Genomic DNA, 14,663 nt, shown 5'->3' with positions numbered 1-14,663 from the left:
CCCTCGCACCCCGGGCGGGGGCGAGACGAGGATGGGGCCGTGAGCGATCAGCAGCCGGTGCAGATGCGGGTGTCCCTGGCCCAGGTCGACACGCGGGTCGGCGACCTCGCGGGCAACAGCGACCTGGTGGTGCGCTGGGCGGCGGAGGCCGCCGGGTCCGGCGCCCACCTCGTCGTCTTCCCCGAGATGACGCTGACCGGCTACCCGCCGGAGGACCTGGTGCTGCGGGAGTCGTTCGCCCGCGCCAGCGAGCAGGCGCTGGTCGACCTCGCCGCCCGGCTGGCGGCCGACGGGCTCGGGGACCTCGCCGTCGTCGTCGGGTACCTGGCGCACACCGAGGGCAGCGGCCCCGCCCCGGTCGACGAGCCACCGACCGACGACCACCGGCCCAGCGACGCCAACCCCCGCCGGGGCGCGCCGCGCAACGCCGCAGCCCTGCTGCACGGCGGCGAGGTCGTCGTCCGCTACTACAAGCGCCACCTGCCCAACTACGGGGTCTTCGACGAGGCGCGGTACTTCGTGCCCGGCACCGAGCTGCCGGTGGTGCGGCTGCACGGGGTCGACGTCGCGCTCACCGTCTGCGAGGACCTCTGGGTCGAGGGCGGACCGTGCGGGGTCGCCGGGCAGGCCGGGGTCGACCTGGTGGTCTCGCCCAACGCCTCTCCCTACGAGCGGGCCAAGGACGACCTGCGGCTGCCGCTGGTGCGCCGCCGGGCCGCCGAGGCGCGGGCCGCGATCCTGTACTGCAACCAGGTCGGCGGGCAGGACGAGCTCGTGTTCGACGGCGACTCGATGGCCGTCTCCCCCACCGGCGAGCTGCTGGCCCGCGCGCCGCAGTTCGTCGAGCACCTGCTCACCGTCGACCTCGCGCTGGACCCCGCCGCGGTGCCGCAGCGGCGCGAGGGCCGGATCGGGCCGATGACCGTCACCCGGCACGTGCTGTCGGAGGCCCCGGTGCCGGCGTACGAGGCGCGGCCGGCGACCGTGGCCGAGCCGCTCGGCGACTGCGAGGAGGTCTGGCGGGCCCTGGTCCTCGGCCTGCGGGACTTCATCGACAAGAACGGCATGCCGTCGGTCGTCCTGGGCCTCTCCGGGGGCATCGACTCCGCGGTCTGCGCGGCCCTCGCCGTCGACGCCCTCGGCGCCGACCGGGTGCACGGGGTCGGGCTGCCGTCGAAGTGGTCCAGCGAGCACTCGCTGGCCGACGCCGAGGACCTCGCCCGCCGCACCGGCCTGCACTACTCGGTCGTGCCGATCGCGCCGATGGTCGACGCGTTCGAGGCCTCGGTGGAGCTCTCCGGCGTGGCGGCGGAGAACCTGCAGGCGCGGGTGCGCGGCACGCTGCTCATGGCGCTGTCCAACCAGCACGGGCACCTGCTGCTGACGACGGGCAACAAGAGCGAGGTCGCCGTCGGCTACTCCACGCTCTACGGCGACTCCGCCGGCGGCTTCGCCCCCATCAAGGACGTGCCCAAGACGCTGGTGTGGGAGCTGGCCCGCTGGCGCAACGCGCACGCCGCCGGGCGCGGCGAGACCGAGCCGATCCCATGGAACTCCATCGACAAGCCGCCGTCGGCCGAGCTCGCGCCCGGGCAGGTCGACAGCGACTCGCTGCCCTCCTACGAGGAGCTGGACGCGGTGATCGCCGACTACGTCGACCGCGACCTCGGCATGGCCCAGCTGCTCGAGCGCGGCCACGACCCGGAGGTGGTGGCGCGGGTCCTCCGACTGGTGGACAGCGCCGAGTTCAAGCGCCGCCAGTCGGCGCCCGGCACCAAGATCAGCCTCAAGGCGTTCGGTCGCGACCGGCGGCTGCCCGTCACCAACCGGTGGCGGGAGACCGTGCCCACCGTGCGAGAAGGAGCACAGGCATGAGCGAGTCGGTCCTGTACGGCGGGCAGTCGACGGCGCGGGTGCGCATCCACCACCTGCAGCAGGCCAAGGAGCGCGGCGAGAAGTGGGCGATGCTCACCGCCTACGACACGTACAGCGCGGCCATCTTCGAGGAGGCCGGCATCCCGGTGATGCTGGTCGGCGACTCGTCCGGCAACGTCGTCCTCGGGCACACCAGCACCGTGCCGGTGACCGTCGAGGACATCCTGCTGATGACCAAGGCGGTCACCCGCTCCACCAAGCGGGCGCTCATCGTGGCCGACCTGCCCTTCGGGTCCTACGAGTCGGGGCCGCAGCAGGCCTTCGAGACCGCCGTCCGCATGATGAAGGAGGGCGGCGCCCAGGCGGTCAAGCTCGAGGGCGGGCTGCGGGTGGGGCCGCAGATCAGGCTGCTCCACGACGCCGGCATCCCGGTCATGGCGCACGTCGGCTTCACGCCGCAGAGCGAGCACGCGCTCGGCGGGTTCCGGGTGCAGGGCCGGGGTGCCGGGGCCGAGCAGCTGCTGGCCGACGCGCACGCCGTGCAGGAGGCCGGCGCCTTCGCCGTCGTCCTGGAGATGGTGCCGGCCGCCGTCGCCGCGCAGGTGACCAAGGAGCTCTCCATCCCGACGATCGGCATCGGCGCCGGCGTGGACTGCGACGCGCAGGTGCTGGTGTGGCCGGACATGGCGGGGCTCAACGGCGGCCGGGTGCCGAAGTTCGTGAAGAAGTACGCGGACCTGCGAGGCGAGCTGCTGCGGGCGGCGAGGGAGTACGCCGACGACGTCCGCGGAGGGGTCTTCCCGGGGCCGGAGCACTCGTTCGACTGAGGGCGTACCGGAGCGCCAGCAACCCGTAGCCGAGCCCGTTGAGGCCGAGCGCGGTGGCGTAGGTGCCGGCCTGCGTGCCGGTCGCGTCGACGTCCAGGCCCAGCGGGTCGAAGACGTAGTGCCCCAGGAAGCCGCCCTCGTATCCCGGTGCGCCGGCCCGCTCGCGCAGCCACAGCTCGAGGTCGGTGAGCGGGCAGTCGGCGCCGGCCAGGTTGACGACGAGGATCACCAGTGCGACGGGGGCGTGCAGCAGCACGAGCCGGGGCCACCGGAGGGCGAGCAGGGCGCCGACCAGCATGAACAGGACGGCGGCGGCGTGCACGAGCGCCACCGCGTTCGCGAGCAGCACTCCTCCACTGTGCCACCCGGGGCGGAGCTCGGGCGCCGGTCAGCCGGCGAGCTGGGCCAGCAGCACCGCCGGCGCCTCGGCCAGCGAGGGGCCGTACCAGGTGAGGTGCCGCCCGCTGACGAACACCGGCCGGGCCTGCGGCCACGCCTCCGGGCCGTCCTCGGGCGTGAACGCGTAGGGCTCGTCGGGGAGCACGACGAGCTCCGCCGGCACCGTCGCGGGCTCGTCCGGGCGGAGCTTCGGGTACCGGTCGGCGTGCTCCGCGAGCACGTTGCGGACGCCGAGCCGGGCCAGCACGTCGCCGGCGAAGGTGTCACGGCCCAGCACCATCCAGGGACGACGCCAGATCGGGACGACCGCCGGCACGTCCGGCAGCCGCGCCGGCGCGGTCCACGCCGCCCGCGCCGCGGCCAGCCAGCCGGGGTCGGGGCGGTCCAGCACGGCGCAGAGCCGGGTCAGCGAGTCCAGCGCCTGGTCGACGGTGGCCGGCGCCGTGACCCACACCGGCACGCCCGCAGACCGGAGCGCCGCGACGTCGGGGTCCCGGTTCTCCTCGGCATTGGCGACCACCAGGTCCGGCGCCAGGTCGAGCACCCGGCCCACGTCCGGCCACTTGGTGCCGCCGACCCGCGGGACGTCGAGCCCTGCCGGGTGGCTGCACCAGTCGGTCGCCCCGACCAGCAGGCCGACGTCGGTGGCGGCGATCGCCTCGGTCAACGACGGCACCAGCGAGACCACCCGCCGCGGCGGCGGCCCCGCGTAGAGCCGCCGCTGGTCGTCCCACATGCCGCCGCCGGTGAGGTGCCGGAGCGGCCCCCTGCAGGGCCCCGCCGCGCGCGTGCGAGCGGTGGGGGGCAGGGGGTCCTTCATCAGACGTCGGTGATCCGGACGCCCGCGTGCACCTTGTACCGGCGGTTGACCGACACGAGGTTGATGGTCAGCGCCTCGACCTGGCGGGCGTTGCGGAGCCGCCCGGCGTAGATGCCGCGCATCCCCGGCAGCCGCCCCGCGAGGGCCTGCACCGTGTCCATCGCCGCCCGGTCGTCCCCGACGACCATCACGTCGCCGTCGATGGTCGGCTGGGAGAGGTCCTCGAGGAGCTTGGCCGACAGGTGGTGGAAGGCGCCGACGACGTGCGAGTCGGGCAGCAGCGCGGCGGCCTGCTGGGCGGCGCTGCCCTCCTCGACGTCGAGCACGTACGCGCCGAGCTCGTCGAAGCCCATGGGCACGACGCAGTCGACGACGATCTTGCCGGCCAGCGGGGTGGCGAGGTCGCGGAGCGTGTCGCCGTGCCCCGCGAAGGGGACGGCGACGATGACCAGGTCCGCCGCGCCCGCGACGTCGACGTTCGAGCCGCCGGTGACCGACACCTCGACGCCGCCGGCCACCGTCGCGGCGCGCTCGGCGACCTCGGCGGCCACCTCGGCGGCGCGCTCGGCGTCGCGGGAGCCCAGCAGCACCCGCTGCCCCTGGGCGGCCAGCCGCACGGCCAGCCCGCGCCCCTGCGGACCGGTGCCGCCCAGCACACCCACGACCAGTTCCTCGACCGCGCGACCGTCCGTCACGTCCACCCCTCCCGCGGCGCCGGACAGCCCGGCTGCTCGGACCGATCATGCCCCGCCCGGTCAGGACGGCGGGGGGTCGCCCCGCCACTCGCGGTCCTCGGCGTCCAGCTCCTCGTTGCGCTCGGCGATGGAGGCCAGCGCGTGCTCGGCCTCCTCGCGGGTCTCGTACGGGCCGAGCCGGTGCCGCTCGGCGCAGCCCTCGCGCGGCTCGACGGTGTGGTGCCTGAGGCAGAAGAACCAGGGCCCCTCGCTCATGCGCGACCTCCTTCGCTCGTCGGACGTCCCCAGCCTTCCACCGGTCGCGCGGGCCCGCTCGGACGGCGGTGGCGCCGGCGCGACGCCTCCGACCTCACCCGGAAGGGCGCCGGAGGGTGACGGTGAGGGAACGGGGGGTGTCGGAACGCCGGTCCGTGCGGCATCCTGCACCGGTGACCGGCCGGGACGTGCGCGCCTCTGACCAGGCCACCGTCACCCCGGAGCCGGCGACCCCGCACGGTTCCGAGCACCGCGTCGCCGCCCTGACCGTCGCCGTGCTGCTGGCCACCGGCGCCGTCATGGGATCGATCAACCTCGTCGTGGACGGCGTGCTGCGGGAGGGCGCCGCCCGGTGGGCCTACGCCGGCACCATGCTCCTGCTGCTGACCCTCGCCGTCGCGCTGGGCATCCGCGGCCGGCTGGGGCCCGGGTACACCCTCGCCCTGGTGCTGCTCGGCGACCTGATCTACCTCGTGGTGGTGCTCTGCATCGAGGACCCGCTGCGCTACGCCACGCCGCTCATGCTGCTCTTCCCCGCGCTCGCGGCCGCCTGGTTCCTGGAGGCGCGGGCGCTCACCGTGCACATGGCGGTGACGACCGCCGTCTGCCTGGCCGCCCTCTGGCCGAGCTACGACGGCGCCATGGCACTCGGCGTCCAGGTGGGGGTCAACGCCTGCACGCTGAACGGCGCGGCGACATCGGTCTTCCTGCTGCGCCGGCGGGTGCAGCGTCTCCTGGCGGCGACCGAGACGCTGACCCGGATCGACCCCCTCACCGGGTTGCACAACCGCCGCTACCTCGTCGAGCAGGCCGAGCGGCTCTGGCGGCAGGCGCGGCGGGACGGCACCCGGGTGTGCGCCATGGTGCTCGACCTCGACCACTTCAAGCGGCTCAACGACGAGTTCGGGCACGCGGTCGGCGACGCCGTCCTCAGCGCCGTGGCGACCTCGCTCGCGGCCGCCGTCCGCCCCGCCGACGTGCTGGCGCGCATCGGTGGCGAGGAACTGGTGGTGGTGGGCTCGGTGAGCGACGCGACCGAGGCCGGCCGGCTGGCCGAGCGGCTGCGGTCGGCGGTCGCCCGGGGCCACGGCGCCGGTGGGCACGGCGTCACCGCCTCCGTGGGTCTTGCCGTCACCCGGCCGCTCGACGGCGAGGACGCGGTGGCGGCGCTGTGGCGGCTGGTCGACGAGGCCGACGCCGCCATGTACCGGGCCAAGCGCGAGGGCCGGGACCGGGTGGCCACCGCGGGCGTCCCCCGCGCCCGCAGCCCGCGCGCCGAGGAGACCAGCACCTAGCCGCCCGGGTGCGTTCCTCGACCGGTGGATTCCGCGGTTCTCTGCTTCCCTAGGGGCATGCCGCAGGCCGCGCCCGCCCCGACGCGCACGCTGCCGCCGCCGCTGCGCGAGCAGGCCGACGTCCGCGACCGGTGGCTGACCCAGCGGCTGCTCGACGTCCTGCCGGGGCTGATGGACCAGGCGGGCATCGACCTGTGGATCGTGGCCGGCCGCGAGTACAACGAGGACCCGGTGCTCGCCACGCTGCTCCCGGCGTCCTGGCTCTCCGCCCGGCGGCGCACGATCCTGCTGCTGCACCGCAGCGACGACGGCGTGACCCCCGCGGCGGTCTCCCGCTACCCGGTCGGCCAGTTCCTCCCCGCCTGGACCGCCGAGACCCGCGAGCCCGCCGGGCGCGACCAGTGGGCGGAGGTCCGCCGCTTCGTGGAGCAGGCCGATCCGCGACGGATCGGCATCGACGTCTCCGAGCACTTCGCCCTCGCCGACGGTCTCTCCCACTCCGAGCACCGGCTGCTCAGCGAGGCGCTGGGCCCGTACGCCGACCGGCTGGTCTCCGCGGAGCGGCTGGCGGTGAGCTGGCTGGAGACCCGCCTGCCCGAGGAGATCGAGGCGCTGCGCGGGATGAACCGCCTGGTGCACCAGGTGATCGCCGAGGCCTTCTCACCCGCCGTCGTGCGGGCGGGCGAGACGACCGCCCTGGACCTGGCCTGGTGGCTGCGGCAGCGCTTCCACGACCTCGGGGTGGAGCCGTGGTTCCAGCCCTCGGTGCTGCTGCAGCGCGCCGGGGTGCCGCTCGCGGAGGACGAGGGCACGCTGCTGCCCGCCGTCCCCCGCGACGCGGCGGTGCTGCCCGGCGACCTGGTGCACTGCGACGTCGGGCTGAGCTGCCTGGGCCTGCGCACCGACACCCAGCGCAACGCCTACGTCCTGCGGCCGGGCGAGACCGACGCTCCCGCCGGGCTGCGCGCCGCGCTGCGGGCGGCCAACCGGCTGCAGGAGCTCACCGCGGCCGCGCTCCTGCCGGGCCGCACCGGCAACGAGGTGCTGGCCGCCGCCCGCGCCGCCGCGGCGGACGAGGGCATCGACGGCGACGTCTACTCCCACCCCATCGGCTACCACGGGCACGGCGCCGGCCCGGCCATCGGCCAGTGGGACCAGCAGCACGGCGTGCCGGGGGCCGGGGACTACCCGGTGCGCCCCGACACGGCCTACGCGCTCGAGCTCGCGGTGCGCCGGCCGGTGCCGGAGTGGGGCGGCCAGTGCGTCCGGCTGGGGCTCGAGGAAGGCGTGGCCCTCACCGCCGACGGCGTCGAGTACCTCGACGGGCGGCAGACCGCGTTCGTCCTGATCGGCTGACACCCCGCCGCCCCCGCGGACGGGAGCGGCGAGAGCCGGGCGGTCATTTCTGGCGCGACTTCGCCGTCCGCTTGTCATTGGCCTTCTGGATGGCGTCGACGAGCTGCTTCTTCTTCATCTTCGACCGGCCGGAGATGTCGAGCTTCTTCGCCAGGTCGTACAGGTGGCTCTTCGAGGCGTTGGCGTCCACGCCCCCCTTGGTCTTCCGGTCGGTGTCGCGACCACCGGCGGCCTGGGCGTCGGAGGGTCCCTTCTTGCCGCCCTCCTTCTTCTGCCAGCGGTCCCCGACCTTCTCGAACGAGTGCTTGACCGCGGCCCACGCCGTCCGGGCGGCCCGCTCCTCGTCGTCGTACTCGTCCACCGCGGAGTCGTAGGCCTTGGCGTAGGTGCGCTGTGCCTTCTTCGGCGAGCGCTGCAGGGTGCTCGGCAGCTCGGACTGCTTGGCGTCGCCCTTCTTCGTCGTCTTCGGCATCGCTCTCTCCTCTCGTGTCCGCCAGGCCCTACCCCGGGCGCCGCGGACGATCACATCCGTCGAGCCGTCACGAGCCGCTCACCAGCGGATCCGCGAACCGGCCCGTCAAGCGGGCTCGGCGAGCTCCACGCGGCCCTCCTGCGCCGGTAGGTTCCGCCCGTGGACGAGAGCACCTTCTGGACGCTGGTCGAGGACACCCGCGCGGAGGCCGCCGAGACGGCGCGTGGCTCGGTGGTCGCCGAGCACGTCGCCACCCTCACGGCCGCCCTCGAGGAGCTCTCCGACGACGACGTCCTCGGCTTCTACCGCCAGCTGATGACCGCCCGCGCCCGGGCGAACCGCTGGGACCTGTGGGCCGCCGCGTACCTGGCGCTCGGCGGCGCGAGCGACGACGCCTTCCTCGACTTCCGGAACTGGCTGATCAGCCTGGGGCGGGACGCCTACGAGCGGGTGCTCGCCGACCCGGACGCCGTGGCCGACCTCGAGTGGGACGAGGACGAGGACGACTTCGGCTGCGCCGAGGAGTGGGCCTACGCCCCGCTGGAGGTGCTGGACGACCGCGGCTTCGCCGAGGAGGACCTGGACCCGGGCCCCGACGAGGTCGACGACCAGTTCGGCAAGCCCGCGGGCGAACCGTTCCCGGAGGACGACGACGAGTGGTTCGCCGCCCGGTTCCCCCGGCTCTGGGCGGCCTACGGCCAGGTCTAGCCGGGGTCTAGCCGTCCAGGTACCGCGTCCAGTGCGCCCGCTCGGCGTCGGTCATCGCCCGGCTGGCGTTGGCCGCGAAGTCGAACACCACCAGGACGCAGTCCGCACGGATCGCGACCCGGCCGTCCTGCTCCAGCTCCTGCCGGAGGGTGAAGGACTTCGTGCCCAACCGGGTCACCCAGCTCCGCACGCAGAGCTCCTCGCCGACGCGGTAGTAGAGCTGGCGCAGGTAGTCGACCTCGAGGCGGGCGAGGATCAGCCCGCCACCGGTGTGGTCGCCGCCCAGCGCCAGCCGCGCGTCCTCGAGGAGGCTCAGCGCACGGGCGTGGTTGACGTGGCCCAGCATGTCGGGGTCCGACCAGCGCAGCCGGACCGGGTGCTCGTGCCGCACGTCAGGGCAGGTCCGCGGTCTCGGCGGACTGCCGGTGCGCCCCCTGCGCATCGTCCGGGTCGGGGTGGACCGTCCGCTCCTCCGACTCGGCGAGGATGACCTCGGCCGCGACCTCCTCCATGCCGCTGCCCCGCAACGCCTCCTCCTCCGGCAGCAGCTGCGACCGCGTCCCGACGTTGTCCTCGGTGACGTTGTCCAGTGCCTCCGGGCTCGGCTTCTTCTGCGTGGTCACGTCAGAACCGCTGCTGCTCGGTGCCGATCCCCAGGGCGCGGGCGACCTCCTGGACGTTCTCGAACCGCTGCCCGGCGGGCAGCCGCCGCAGGTCCGACAGCACCCGGTCGGTGGGGTTGCCTTCCTGCGCCTTGGCGATCAACTGGTCGCGGTCGGCGGGCCACACCTCCTTGCCGAGGGCCTCGGCGAGCGCGGCACGGTGCTCGATGTCGCGCTGGTCGGTGCCGGGCGCGGTGGCGGCCTGGTGGGGGTCGGTCACGGGGATCTCCTTCGTCGTGGCGGTGGAATGTCGGGGTGCCGGGGTCAGTTGCCGGCGTCGGTGGAGGCGTCGGTGTAGCGCAGGATCGCGGCCACCGGCTCGTCGTCGGGCAGCGCCGCCCGCGGGACGGCGAGCACGCCGGCGGCGCTGGCCACCGCGGCCTCGACCAGGGCGGCGCCGGCCGGTGCGACCTCGCCGTGCACGCCCAGGGCGTCCATGTCCTGCTGCTTGACACCGAGCTCCAGCGGGCCGCCGCCGACCAGCAGGGTGGCGTCGGCGTCCTGCTCGTCGGTGAGGAGGAGGGTCTCGACCTGGCCCTTGCGCAGCGCCTCGACGACCGCGTCGGTACCGGTGACGGCCAGCCCGTGGGCGCCCGCGGCCTGCACCTTGTCGACGGCGTCGGCGATGTCGCGGGCCTCGTGCTCGGCGATCAGCTCGGCGGCGCGGCGCTGGACGGGCTCGCGGTCGGCGCCGGCGGCGCGACCCCCCTCGTCCATGGACACGACGAGGTCCGACCACGCCGCATGCGCCTTGTCGCTCAGGATCTGGCGGGCGCGCACGTCACCGGCGAGCAGGATGAACCGGATCGGCAGTCGCCGGACGAACGAGTCGATCTCGTCGGCGACCCGGCCGGCGTTCTCCTCCCACTGGTTCTCGGCGGTGTGCATGTAGGTGTTGTGCGCCCAGCCGCCGACCTTCACCTTGCGCATGTGGAAGGTGTCACCCTCCACCTGCCGCTCCTCGTCCGGCCGGCCGGAGAGCCCGGCGACGGTGAGATCGGCGCCCACCCGATCGGCGACGACGACGATGTGCGGCACGCGGCCGGCGAGCTGGCGCAGCACCGGGAGCAGATCGGGGTGCGCCGACCACTGGGCGGTCTCCCGGGCGGGGCTGTCGGCCAGCACCTCGTCGAGCACGACGGACCCGTCCGACGCGACGACGACGGCGCGCCCCTTAAGCGTGCCGGCCTGGCCGCCCTCGTTGCCCTCGAGCAGCCGGGCGCGCACGGCCTCGGTCACCACCTCGGGGGCGCCCTGCTCGGTCAGCTGCTCGGTCAGCGCCCGCACGCGCAGGTCCAGCTCGGTGTCGGCGTTCTCGGTCGTGTGCGTGACGTCGGCGCAGACCGTGGCGTAGGGACCAGCGGCGGCGAACACCGGCTCCAGGAAGGACACGTCCATGTCGGGGGGACAACTCCTCGGTCGATCGGGGGTGTTCGGTGGGCGGGGCCGGCTCTCGGAGCCGCGGCTCCCGCCGTCGCCGCCTACCCACCGACCGGCCCCTCACACCCGGTGTCGATTTCGGAGGGCGGGGGTAGGCGGTCCCGCGACACGGAACCGCAGAGAGGACGAGGCATGACCGAGCACGACCAGCTGCCCCTGCCCGACTACGACCACCTGCCCGTGGAGGGCCTGGCCTCGCGGATCCGGACGCTGGACGCCCAGGGTCTGGAGACCCTGCTCGAGTACGAACGCGCCCACGCCGACCGCGTCCAGGTGGTCACGATCATGGAGAACCGCCTGCAGTCGCTCCGCGAGGGCGCCCAGCCCTCCGGCGGTGACCCGGCCGCGCCGGCCGCCGACGACCCGTCGCACGCCGCGGGGGGCTCGAAGGTCTCCGAGGCGACGACCGGCCCGGCCATGAACCCGCCGTCGCAGGGCGACCCGACCAACCCCGCTCAGCCCCGCTCCACCGGCTGACCCTCGACCTGTCCGGTGCGGGGCCGGCGGTCTACGCGCAGACCGCCGGCCCCGCACCGACGAGCTCGATGGTCACTCTCCGGTTCTGCGCGGCCGCCGCCGGGAGCAGCGTGCCGTTCCCGTCCCGGTCCTGGACGTAGCCGGGGAAGTCGCTGCCGAGACCGAGGACGGTCATGCGCTCGGCCGGCACCCCGAGGTCACCGAGCAGATCGGCGACGGCCTGCGCGCGCTGCTGGCTCAGCCGCCGCTGCCCGTCGTCGTCCCCGACATCGGCGGTCGTCCCGGTCAGCGTCGCGGTGACGCCGGCAGCGCGCATTCGGTCAGCGACCGGCTGCAGCTTCGCCGCCGCGGCGGCGGCGTCCTGGAACGCCGCAGTGTCGGCCTGGAAGGCGACCGCCCCGCCGTCGAGGACGACGGTGTTCTGCGTGCATGTCACTCCCCCGCCGGGGCCGATCAAGCTCACCGGCGGCAGGCCCGCGACGGGCTCGCCCTCGAGCGGGGTTCGCTCGACGGTGACGTCCAGCGCCCCGGCCGCCAGGGCGACGGCGGTCCAGAGGTCCGCGAGCTGGCGGCGGACCGCCTCACCCAGCGGCGGCTGCGGGGCGGCGGTGTCACCGAGGCCCTGGAAGACGACGTGCACGCCGCTGAGGTCCGGGAGAGCGCCGGCCGCCTGGAGGCTCGCCACCACGTCGGCCGGGTCGGCGTCGAGCAGGCCGCGCTGCCGGAAGTCCAGGGCCCCGGTGGTGGACAGCCCGGAGTCGACGACCAGGACCGTGCGCCGGCCGTCCGCCGCGGAGATCTCGGCGGCGGCGAGACCGAGCGCGGCCAGCAGGTCGGTCTCCGGCGTCCTGGCTGCCGCCGAGGTCAGGTGCTGGTCGAGCGACTCGCGGTCGGCACCCGTCGACCGGGCGTCCTCCACGACGAACGGGGCGCCGTCGGCGACCACCACGGACATCTCGGCGCGGGTGCGGACGGCGTTGGTGAGGACCTGCTCCGCAACGCCGTCCACCGCCGCCGCCGGCGGCATGTTGCTGTGGGCACCGACCACGACGGCGAGCCCGCCGCTGGGGTCGGCCGGTGGGGTGGCGGTGCACCCGATGAGGGTCCAGGCCACGGCGAGCGAGCCGGCGACGGCCGGCAGGCGCCGCCGGACGGACTGCATGGACATGGTTCTCCTCGGGATCAGCGCCAAACGCGACGACGGGTGATCGGCGACGTGGTTCAGTCGCCGAACGCGCCGATGATGTCGATGACGGCCGGGCCGAGCACGATGATGAAGAGCGTCGGCAGGATGAACAGGATCAGCGGGAAGATGACCTTCACCGGGATCTGCATCGCCTTCTCCTCGGCGCGCTGGCGGCGCTTGAGCCGCATCTCCCCGGCCTGGGTGCGCAGCACGTCGGCGATGGAGACGCCGTACTGGTCGGCCTGGATGATCGCGCTGACGAACCGGCGCAGGTCCTGCACGTTGGTGCGCTCGGCCAGGGCCAGGTAGGCGTCGCGGCGCGGCTGGCCGACGGCGATGTCCTGCAGCGTGCGGGTCAGCTCCTCGGCCAGCGCTCCCTTGCCGTTCTTGCCGGCCCGGTCCATCGCCGACTCGAAGCCGAGGCCCGCCTCCACCGCGATGGTCATCTGGTCGAGGGTGTCCGCGAGCTGGAGCTGGATCTCCTGCTGGCGCTCCTGGCCCCGGCTGTAGAGCAGCAACTCCGGCACGAAGTAGGAGATCCCGGCCATGGCCACGAGCAGCAGCACGCGGAGGAAGCTGAGCCCGTCGGCCAGCAGGAGGAACCCGACACCACCGGCCACGGCGGCCAGCACCAGCTTGGCGGCCACCAGCCGGGGCAGCGGCCACTCCTTCGGGTAGCCGGCGCCCGCGATCAGCCGCTGCAGGCGCGCGGCCGTGCCGCGCGGGGTGAGCGCGGCGACGAGGGAGGACGACCCGGGCCGGGCACCGGCGCCCGGCCTGCGGGTCGTCACATCCAGCCCGCGCACCAGGTTCGCGCGGGTGGTCGCCGCCGCGGCGTCGGGCCGGGCGACCAGCGCCCAGCCCAGCAGCAAGAATGCGGACACCACCAGGAAGGCGGCACCGGAGACGAGAACCATGTCGTGCCCCCCTCAGAAGGTGATGCGGACGGTCTTGCGCAGCCAGAAGCCACCCGCCGTGAGCAGCACGGCGACGGCGGCGAGCATCGCGTAGCCGATGAGGCTCTCGGTGAAGACGCTCATGTACTCGGGCCTGATCACGAACAGGAAGAGCCCCACCCCGATGGGGAGGGCCATGAGGACGTACGCGGAGAGCTTGCCCTCGGCGGAGAGTGCCTTGACCTGGCGGCGGATGGCGTTGCGTTCCCGGATGGTGTGGCCGACCCGGTCGAGGACCTCGGCGAGGTTGCCGCCGACCTCGCGCTGGATGGCGATGGCCTGGGCCACCCAGGTGAAGTCCTCGCTGCCCATCCGCTCGGCGACCTCGTCGATCGCGACTCCGAGATCGCGGCCGACGCGGGTCTCGTTGATGATCCGGGCGAACTCCTCCGACGTCGGGGCCGCACCCTCCTGGGCGACGGAGTCGACGGCCCGCAGGATGCTGTGGCCGGCCCGCAGGCTGCTGGCCATGAGCTGCAGCGAGTCGTCCAGCTGGTCGGCGAACGCCGCCCGGCGCCGGCCTGCCAGCACGCTGAGCAGCACCTTCGCGATCAATGGCGCGAGTGCGGCCAGGAGCACGGCGAGGACCAGCCCACCGAGCAGCAGGCCCAGCGCCCCGGCGACGACGAGGCCGGAGAGCGTCAGCAGCACGAAGTCCGCCGGCCGCAACCGCAGGCCGGCGGCCTGCAGGTCCCGGGCCAGCCCCGAACCGCCGTCACGCTTCGCGAGCACGGTCTCGATCCCACCCTGCGCCCGCTGGGTGAGACCCGTGAGCGCGCTCGGCGGTGGGCCGATGGTCGGGTCGAGCCGGTCGAGGGCAATCCGCTGCTGCGGCGGAACGACCGCCAGGACGCCGAGGACCAGCGCCGCCGTGGCGGCGAGGACTCCCAGCGCCAGGACCGCAGTACCGCTCATCGCCAGCCTCCGGAGAGACGGTCCGCGGGGACTCCGAAGACGCGGGGGGAGAGGGTGATGCCCATGTCGGTGAAGCGGTCGGTGAAGCGGGGGCGGACACCGGTGGGCACCGGCTTGCCCAGGAAGCGGCCGGTGACCGGGTCGACCCCGGCGGAGTAGTCGAACAGGAACGCGTCCTGCAGGGTCACCGTCTCCCCCTCCATGCCCTGGACCTCGGTGACGTGGGTGACCCGCCGGGTGCCATCCCGCAGCCGGGTCAGCTGCACCACCACGTCGACGGCCGAGGCGATCTGCTCCCGGATCGCCCGCAGCGGCAGGTCCATCC

Annotated in this window: 17 protein-coding genes and 2 pseudogenes; 6 read left to right on the top strand and 13 right to left on the bottom strand. The window is 74.4% G+C overall.

What is annotated here, in order from left to right; translation table 11 throughout:
* Positions 1-39 precede the first annotated feature (39 nt).
* Both ACI792_RS16195 and panB read left to right on the top strand, forming a co-directional pair.
* Positions 40-1,875, top strand: a complete 1,836-nt coding sequence (locus tag ACI792_RS16195; RefSeq protein ID WP_456603490.1) for an NAD+ synthase — start codon at positions 40-42, stop codon at positions 1,873-1,875.
* Positions 1,872-2,702, top strand: a complete 831-nt coding sequence (gene panB / locus ACI792_RS16190) for a 3-methyl-2-oxobutanoate hydroxymethyltransferase (protein WP_456603489.1) — start codon at positions 1,872-1,874, stop codon at positions 2,700-2,702. The genes ACI792_RS16195 and panB overlap by 4 nt, the downstream gene beginning before the upstream one ends.
* Before the next feature lie 91 nt (positions 2,703-2,793).
* On the opposite strand, the pseudogene ACI792_RS16185 reads toward panB, so the two are convergent.
* From ACI792_RS16185 to ACI792_RS16170, 4 genes and pseudogenes are all read right to left on the bottom strand, one after another.
* Positions 2,794-3,051, bottom strand: a pseudogene (locus ACI792_RS16185) (DUF2784 domain-containing protein); the annotation flags it as partial.
* 39 nt (positions 3,052-3,090) lie between these two features.
* Positions 3,091-3,837: a helical backbone metal receptor gene (locus ACI792_RS16180; RefSeq protein WP_456603488.1), complete on the bottom strand. Its 747-nt coding sequence runs from the start codon at positions 3,835-3,837 to the stop codon at positions 3,091-3,093.
* Between the two features lie 83 nt (positions 3,838-3,920).
* Complete coding sequence (gene npdG, locus ACI792_RS16175; protein WP_456603487.1) at positions 3,921-4,616, bottom strand: NADPH-dependent F420 reductase; 696 nt, start codon at positions 4,614-4,616, stop codon at positions 3,921-3,923.
* Positions 4,617-4,676: 60 nt separating this feature from the next.
* Entirely contained in the window at positions 4,677-4,871 is a 195-nt protein-coding gene (locus ACI792_RS16170; RefSeq protein WP_456581872.1) for a hypothetical protein, read from the bottom strand.
* 173 nt (positions 4,872-5,044) lie between these two features.
* Here ACI792_RS16170 and ACI792_RS16165 point away from each other — a divergent pair, with 173 nt between their 5' ends.
* Together ACI792_RS16165 and ACI792_RS16160 are read left to right on the top strand one after the other, a co-directional pair.
* Complete coding sequence (locus ACI792_RS16165; protein WP_456603486.1) at positions 5,045-6,166, top strand: diguanylate cyclase; 1,122 nt, start codon at positions 5,045-5,047, stop codon at positions 6,164-6,166.
* A 57-nt stretch (positions 6,167-6,223) separates the two neighbouring features.
* Complete coding sequence (locus ACI792_RS16160; RefSeq protein ID WP_456603485.1) at positions 6,224-7,522, top strand: M24 family metallopeptidase; 1,299 nt, start codon at positions 6,224-6,226, stop codon at positions 7,520-7,522.
* 43 nt (positions 7,523-7,565) lie between these two features.
* Here ACI792_RS16160 and ACI792_RS16155 read toward each other — a convergent pair whose 3' ends face one another.
* Positions 7,566-7,994, bottom strand: coding sequence for a ChaB family protein (locus ACI792_RS16155; RefSeq protein WP_456581875.1), 429 nt, complete (start codon positions 7,992-7,994; stop codon positions 7,566-7,568).
* 159 nt (positions 7,995-8,153) lie between these two features.
* Here ACI792_RS16155 and ACI792_RS16150 point away from each other — a divergent pair, with 159 nt between their 5' ends.
* Positions 8,154-8,702 carry a DUF4240 domain-containing protein gene (locus ACI792_RS16150; protein WP_456581876.1) on the top strand — a complete coding sequence of 183 codons (549 nt, stop codon included), beginning with the start codon at positions 8,154-8,156 and terminating at the stop codon, positions 8,700-8,702.
* A gap of 7 nt (positions 8,703-8,709) precedes the next feature.
* Here ACI792_RS16150 and ACI792_RS16145 read toward each other — a convergent pair whose 3' ends face one another.
* The 4 genes from ACI792_RS16145 to ACI792_RS16130 are packed head-to-tail and all read right to left on the bottom strand — an operon-like array spanning position 8,710 to position 10,762.
* A complete protein-coding gene (locus ACI792_RS16145; protein ID WP_456603484.1) occupies positions 8,710-9,093 on the bottom strand; it encodes an acyl-CoA thioesterase in 384 nt (127 codons plus the stop codon).
* A gap of 1 nt (position 9,094) precedes the next feature.
* On the bottom strand, positions 9,095-9,325 hold the full coding sequence (locus tag ACI792_RS16140) for a hypothetical protein (protein WP_456581878.1): 231 nt from the start codon (positions 9,323-9,325) through the stop codon (positions 9,095-9,097).
* A 1-nt stretch (position 9,326) separates the two neighbouring features.
* Positions 9,327-9,584, bottom strand: coding sequence for a DUF2795 domain-containing protein (locus tag ACI792_RS16135; RefSeq protein WP_456581879.1), 258 nt, complete (start codon positions 9,582-9,584; stop codon positions 9,327-9,329).
* A gap of 44 nt (positions 9,585-9,628) precedes the next feature.
* Positions 9,629-10,762, bottom strand: a complete 1,134-nt coding sequence (locus ACI792_RS16130) for a baeRF2 domain-containing protein (RefSeq protein ID WP_456603483.1) — start codon at positions 10,760-10,762, stop codon at positions 9,629-9,631.
* 174 nt (positions 10,763-10,936) lie between these two features.
* Here ACI792_RS16130 and ACI792_RS16125 point away from each other — a divergent pair, with 174 nt between their 5' ends.
* A complete protein-coding gene (locus ACI792_RS16125; protein ID WP_236825644.1) occupies positions 10,937-11,281 on the top strand; it encodes a hypothetical protein in 345 nt (114 codons plus the stop codon).
* A 31-nt stretch (positions 11,282-11,312) separates the two neighbouring features.
* Here the strand turns inward: ACI792_RS16125 and ACI792_RS16120 are convergent, their stop codons facing one another.
* From ACI792_RS16120 to ACI792_RS16105, 4 genes and pseudogenes are all read right to left on the bottom strand, one after another.
* Positions 11,313-12,449 (bottom strand): OmpA family protein, encoded by a 1,137-nt coding sequence (locus ACI792_RS16120; protein WP_456603482.1) that lies wholly within the window; start codon positions 12,447-12,449, stop codon positions 11,313-11,315.
* A gap of 53 nt (positions 12,450-12,502) precedes the next feature.
* A complete protein-coding gene (locus ACI792_RS16115) occupies positions 12,503-13,384 on the bottom strand; it encodes a type II secretion system F family protein (protein ID WP_456603481.1) in 882 nt (293 codons plus the stop codon).
* Between the two features lie 12 nt (positions 13,385-13,396).
* On the bottom strand, positions 13,397-14,338 hold the full coding sequence (locus tag ACI792_RS16110) for a type II secretion system F family protein (protein WP_456603480.1): 942 nt from the start codon (positions 14,336-14,338) through the stop codon (positions 13,397-13,399).
* Positions 14,335-14,663 (bottom strand): annotated as a pseudogene (locus ACI792_RS16105) (CpaF family protein); the annotation flags it as partial. The pseudogene ACI792_RS16105 and the gene ACI792_RS16110, both read right to left, overlap by 4 nt.

It is taken from the genome of Blastococcus sp. SYSU DS0669 (genome assembly GCF_054050895.1).
The sequence above is the reverse complement of the archived record's forward strand: the minus strand, read 5'-3'. Positions and strand labels throughout refer to the sequence as shown.

Coding starts and splice junctions, on each gene's coding strand:
- panB (WP_456603489.1), top strand. CDS start 1,872: ATGAGCGAGTCGGTCCTGTACGGCGGGCAGTCGACGGCGCGGGTGCGC.
- ACI792_RS16180 (WP_456603488.1), bottom strand. CDS start 3,837: ATGTGGGACGACCAGCGGCGGCTCTACGCGGGGCCGCCGCCGCGGCGG.
- ACI792_RS16170 (WP_456581872.1), bottom strand. CDS start 4,871: ATGAGCGAGGGGCCCTGGTTCTTCTGCCTCAGGCACCACACCGTCGAG.
- ACI792_RS16160 (WP_456603485.1), top strand. CDS start 6,224: ATGCCGCAGGCCGCGCCCGCCCCGACGCGCACGCTGCCGCCGCCGCTG.
- ACI792_RS16155 (WP_456581875.1), bottom strand. CDS start 7,994: ATGCCGAAGACGACGAAGAAGGGCGACGCCAAGCAGTCCGAGCTGCCG.
- ACI792_RS16130 (WP_456603483.1), bottom strand. CDS start 10,762: ATGGACGTGTCCTTCCTGGAGCCGGTGTTCGCCGCCGCTGGTCCCTAC.
- ACI792_RS16125 (WP_236825644.1), top strand. CDS start 10,937: ATGACCGAGCACGACCAGCTGCCCCTGCCCGACTACGACCACCTGCCC.
- ACI792_RS16120 (WP_456603482.1), bottom strand. CDS start 12,449: ATGTCCATGCAGTCCGTCCGGCGGCGCCTGCCGGCCGTCGCCGGCTCG.
- ACI792_RS16115 (WP_456603481.1), bottom strand. CDS start 13,384: ATGGTTCTCGTCTCCGGTGCCGCCTTCCTGGTGGTGTCCGCATTCTTG.
- ACI792_RS16110 (WP_456603480.1), bottom strand. CDS start 14,338: ATGAGCGGTACTGCGGTCCTGGCGCTGGGAGTCCTCGCCGCCACGGCG.